This window comes from Sphingomonas gilva (genome assembly GCF_003515075.1).
Taxonomy (GTDB): Bacteria; Pseudomonadota; Alphaproteobacteria; order Sphingomonadales; family Sphingomonadaceae; genus Sphingomonas; species Sphingomonas gilva.
In genome coordinates this window covers 1-5,638 of record NZ_QWLV01000015.1, presented here as the reverse complement: position 1 = coordinate 5,638, position 5,638 = coordinate 1, and the positions used below count along the sequence as shown (strand labels likewise).

The 5,638-nt window shown below is 63.9% G+C and carries 2 protein-coding genes and 1 pseudogene; all 3 read left to right on the top strand.

The window, feature by feature from the left end; translation table 11 throughout:
- Nucleotides 1-125 precede the first annotated feature (125 nt).
- Nucleotides 126-3,842, top strand: a complete 3,717-nt coding sequence (locus D1610_RS16775) for a LysM peptidoglycan-binding domain-containing protein (protein WP_222927040.1) — start codon at nt 126-128, stop codon at nt 3,840-3,842.
- Nucleotides 3,842-4,162 carry a hypothetical protein gene (locus D1610_RS16770; RefSeq protein WP_147414363.1) on the top strand — a complete coding sequence of 107 codons (321 nt, stop codon included), beginning with the start codon at nt 3,842-3,844 and terminating at the stop codon, nt 4,160-4,162. The genes D1610_RS16775 and D1610_RS16770 overlap by 1 nt, the downstream gene beginning before the upstream one ends.
- Nucleotides 4,163-4,651: 489 nt before the next feature.
- Nucleotides 4,652-5,638: pseudogene (locus D1610_RS16765) on the top strand (hypothetical protein); the annotation flags it as partial.

The window sequence follows — 5,638 nt, the reverse complement described above, 5'->3', positions numbered from 1 at the left end:
CGCGCCCCACCGAGCACCAGTATCACGACATATCCGGCCGCCTGATCGGCGTGCGCGACGCAAACGGCAACACCACCACCCGCACCCTCCTCGCAGGCACCGGACACGGCGGCGGCGAGGCGCTGGTGACGAAGGAGTTCCACGCGGACGGCGGCGTCTTCCAAACCCTCCACGACATCCACGGCGACGCGCGGACCCTCGTCAACGAGATCGGCGCGATCGAAACGCGCCAATACGACGCGATGGGCCGGCTGACCGTGATCGTGCGGCCGGCGCGACCCGCCAACACGCCCGGCAATCCCACCGGCACGGCGGTGCAGCTGACCGATCGCTACGCCTACGACATCCTCGGCCAGCGCATCCAGCACTGGAACTCGCAGCTCGGCGAGACCGTCAAGGAGCGCACCGACTATGACGCCCAGGGGCGGATCATCGCCACGGTCGACTTCGGCGGCACGGGGACGACGACCAGCTATGAGTGGCAAGGCGGCATCGCCACCACGGGCATGGGCGTGTTCGGCGGATGGCTCAAGACGACGGTCAACGTCGCCGGCAGGACGATGACGGAGAAGCTAGACCTCTACGGTCGCACGGTCGACAAGGTCGATTACGGCGCCCACGATTACGCCTATGCCTATGACGCAGCCGGACGCCTCGTCACCCAGACCAACTCGGCCGGCCAGAACCTGACCTACGGCTATTACAACACCGGCCAGATCGCCGCGATCGTCGACGGCGATGCGGGCGGGACCAACAAGCGCTCGCTCTACAGCTTCGACGCCGCCGGCAACCTCCTCACCGAAAGCTACGGCACCTATTATGGTGCAACCCTCACCACCTCGCACAAGAACGCCACCGTCACCTGGGACGCACTCGGCCGCATGCTCACGTTCGACGACACCGGCCCCGGCGGGACGGTGCCGACCAGCGTCGATTGGGAATACGACCTCGTCGGCAACATCCGGCGAGTACGGGCGCTATATCGAACAATCGCATCGAACGGGAGCTATGGTGTCACCAACCAAGTACAGGACTACTGGTATCGCTACGACAGCATGAACCGCGCCGTGGTCGTTCGCGGGATTTTGCAAGGTGCACGGGGAGCGGCCGGCACCATCGTAAGACGCGGAATGACCGGTATGGACATTCTATGGAACGAGATCGGGCAACGGGTACATGAAACCGAGACGATCACGGTCACCATACCCTATCCTTGGGGCTCGACCCAGCACGACATAGATCGACGCCATTATTATGCCTATACGCCAGATGGATATCTCGCGACCGTCCACATGGGCACGGGCAGCCCGACCTATCCCTATGCCTCGCCCACGCCCGCGGGCAATGCGTCGGCGCACTATGTGCGCGACGCCATGGGTCGGGTTACTACCACAATCGCTCCAACGGCAACCACCACCCAGATATGGAACGCCCGATCCGAGTTGGTGAGCCAAACCCGCAACAGCGGCGGCAACGCTACGACGACGACTTACGAATATAATCTGGAGAGCTCGCCGGGATCCGGTGTGTACACTGGCGCCTATCAGGGGACCATAACCCGTACGCGAACTTCGAGCTCCGGCGTCACGACAGACCGCAAGACCTATTACACTTGGTGGGATACGGCCCAGCAACTAACGGTCACGGTCTCGACCAGCGCCGTGCCCGGCACGACGAACAACGCGAGCTACAATTACGACAACTCGGGAGTTTTGACATCAGCGACGATCCAGTCGCGCAATGTGACCTTCGTGAACGATGCGGGCGGGCATGTGCTGCAGCGGCACGAGCCGAATCTCCATGAGGTGACCTACAGCTTCGGTGGCAAGACCATCGGATCGGTATCGAGCAGGGGCATGAGCGATCCTGTGCGGCCCACGGTCTATGCCGACTTCGATCAGAGCCTTGCTTCGGCCGCCTATGCGCTGTCCGATGCGAACGGAGCCTATACCGTCGTAGACGGCGACAGCTTGCAATCGATCGCCGAGGCGATGTGGGGCGACGCCAACCTATGGTACAAGCTCGCCGAGACGAACGGGCTTGCGTGGAACGCGTCGCTCACAGCTGGCCAGACGCTGATCGTGCCGCAGGGGGTGGCGTCCTCGCGCCACGCCGCCGACACCTTCCGTCCATACGATCCAAACAAGGCCTGGGGCGATCTCAATCCCAGCACACCCGCACCCCCCGCAAGGGACGACGACGACTGCGGCGTCTTCGGGCAGATATTGCTGGTCGCCGTCGCCGTCGCGGTGACGGTGGCCAGCCATGGCACGCTGAGCGGCGCGCTCGGCCCCGTCCTGGGCGGTGCGGCGGCGGGTGCGGCAGGCAGCGTCGCCAGCCAGGCGTTCGGGCTTGCCACGGGCCTCCAGCAGGGCGGGTTCTCGTGGAAGGGCGTCGCGCTCGCCGCGATCGGCGGCGGCGTCGGCGCTGGTGTGGGCGAGGTCGTCGGCAAGGGCGCGATGCTCGGGTCCAAGATGGTCGGCGACGTCGTGCGCGGCGCGCTCGGCAGCGCGGTCACCCAAGGCGTCGCGGTCGCGACCAAACTACAGTCGAACTTCGACTGGGCGGCAGTCGCCGCGGCCGGCATCGGCGCGGGCGTCGGCGGCGCGATCAGCCGGTCGTTCAACGCCCCCGGCTCGAACTTTGCGAAAGCCGGTCAACGCCTCGCGATCGGCACCGCCGACGCGATCGTCCAAGGCGCCACCCGCAGCCTCGTCGAGGGCACCAGCTTCGGCGACAATCTCATTGCTTCGTTGCCCAGCGTTATCGGCAATACCATCGGAAATATGGTGGCGGACGGCATTGCCGGGCGCAGTCGTACGGGGCCAATCAACCTGCTGGAGGAAGTGAAGGACGGCTCGTACAGCCCGGAAGCCATCGCCCTGTCTGAGCGCTATGGGGTTCCTTTCAGCAGAGACGATGACGGGAATTACTATACAGGCGCCAGCCCCGGCGAGATCGCGGATGCGATTGGCCAGGTCAATCCGAACATCCTCACAGGCAGAGAGGAGATAAGCTTCGCGGGGGCATATCAATACAACCAGTTGACCGACGATCCCAATGGCCGGGTCATCAACTACTTCCTCGACGATCCGATGTATGGTGGGGATTGGACGAGCGCTCCGAAGTCAAAGACGTTCGATGTGCTATGGGTTGGCAATCCTGAACAAGGCGCGATCCGGTTTATCTCGGGTGGGTCAGGACGCACGTACTTATATGATGGCGGAGCGGCGCGATACGCCGATATCGGGCTGACCGCGACCTTTGCCGCGCCGATCGCCGGCCGGGCCGATCCGAACTTTGCGGCCGTGCGGCAAGCCAATATTAGCGCGCACAACAACGCCGTCGATGCCATTGTGGCAAGGGACTTGGCTGAACTCGACACTGCCGCCGGGGCGATGCTGGGGATGATGACATTCCCCATAGGAGGACCGATCCAAGCGGGATACGGCCCGTCCCGCGCCGCGCTCAGCACGATCGTCCCGATTGGGGTGCGCGCCAACCAGCTCGCAGGGGCAAGCCGCGAGGCGCTGGTGCGGGCCGAACTGGCGGCGCAATACCCTGCTGGCAGGATCATGAGCGAGGTCTATCTTCGGTCGGCGAACGGCAAGCGCGCGATCGATCCTCTGACCGGCACAGCGCGCCGGATCGATTCTGTTGTCATCCAGAATGGCAGGGTACTTGATGCAGTCGAGGTAACGAGTATGAATGCTAACAAGACTGTTCAGCTTCGAAAGGAACTGCGTATCCGCAATAACGGCGACACCTTCGTTCGTGATCGAGCCTCGGGTCAGCTAATCGATATTAGTGGAACGCCAACGAGGACCGTTAGGAAGCCATGATGGAAAAACCGTATGTCATTACCAAGGTTTCTTGGCTTACCAACACGCCAGGAATGGAGGATCAGCGCGAAAAGATCATCCAAGATCACTACTTTTTGGCAAAATTCCTACAAGATAATGCTCTCCTGAAAAGGAACTTGATGTCAGCAATTGAGGACATTACCGACGATTTTGAAGTATCATCGGATGACCTGACCGAAGATGGCTTAGCGATGATGAAAGCTGGTTACGAAAAGTGGCTGGGGAAGGTGGACAACGGCATGTCGCCTGAGGATGTAACATTGTTGGAGAAGGCGTTGAAGAAGGTTCGAGGTGGGTGAATCGCCAATTAATCCACCGGCACCATCACGGGCAATTCCGGAGACACACAATTCGGCGCGGGGCGCCAATTTCGGGGACGCGCCAATTCCGGCAATTCCGGGGACACACTACCTAATTGCTCCGCGTATCAGCGCTGTCCTATACCATCGCTCTGCCATTGTTCCTATTCGCAGACGTAGGCCGCCAGCCGGATACTAACGAATTCCGGGGATAAGATACCTAACTGCCCTGCAAATCAGCACTGTCCTACATGGAAATGTTCTATTATTGTTCCGAATCGCTAGCGTTCCGCCGCTGGCTCGCTCTTTGACGCCGTCCGCCCCCTCGCCCTGCGCCGCATGCGCGCGCCACCGTCCATCCGGTCCGGCCCCGCGCGAACAATCGCCTTTGAGCCTCAAATTCCTCAAACCTCACTCCGCGATATGCGCGAACTTCGTACACTGAACATGCTGAACTTCCGTTTCCGATATGCGCGAGCTTCGTGAAGTTTGGCCCGCCTCGTCCGCGAGGAGCGGGCGTCGTTCCTCGGCCATGACGGGGTCGCGGTCACGCCTGCGATCGACTACGCCTATGACGGGCTCGGCAACCTCACCCGCACCCGCCAGGCGGGCGCGGGCGACGCGGGCGGGCGCGTCACCCGCAACCTCTACGATGCGGGCGGGCGGCTCGAGAAGGCGATCGACGCCGCGGGCGGGACCTTCGACTACGCCTATGACGCCGCCGGCAACCAGCTGGCGAGGACCTGGACCCGCCTCGCCTCGGACGGGACCGCCCGCCACGAAGGCCTGCTCTCAAGCTACGACAGGCTCGGCCGCCTCACCGCCCAGGCCACCGCCGGCCGCGCCACCCCGAGCGCCCAATGGGACAAGGGCGTCGTCCAGGCCACACGCTACAACGCCTATGGCGAGATCGCGGCCCAGGCCACCCACGACGCCGCCGACGCCCCCGCCTGGCAGCAGCAGCTCCACTACGATCACGCCGGCCGCCTCATCGCCACCAACGCGGGCGACGGCGTCTGGCGCACCTTCCTCCACGACGCCGCCGGCCGCCAGACGCTGACCCTCACCTTCCAGGGCGTGGGCGCGTCGCCGCTGACGCTCGAGAACTATGCCGCCACCATCACCGCCGCCGGCGGCACCAGCGCCGCGGACGCGGTCGCCACCGTCACGGTCCACGACAAGCGCGGCCAGGCCATCCAGACCCGCGCCCCCGACCGCGAGCTCTCGGCCACCACAAGCGCCACCCTCACCACCACCCGCCAATACAACGCCTTCGGCGAGGTCGCCGCCGAAACCGACGCGCGCGGCCACACCACCGACTTCGCCTACAACGCCATGGGCCGCCTCGTCAGCATCACCCGGCCCCAGGTCAAGGTCACCGCCGAAGATGGCCTCGCCAGCGATCACCGCCCCGTCGAGCAGCTGCGCTACGACGCCGCCGGACGCCTCGTCGCCACCATCGACGCAAACGGCAAC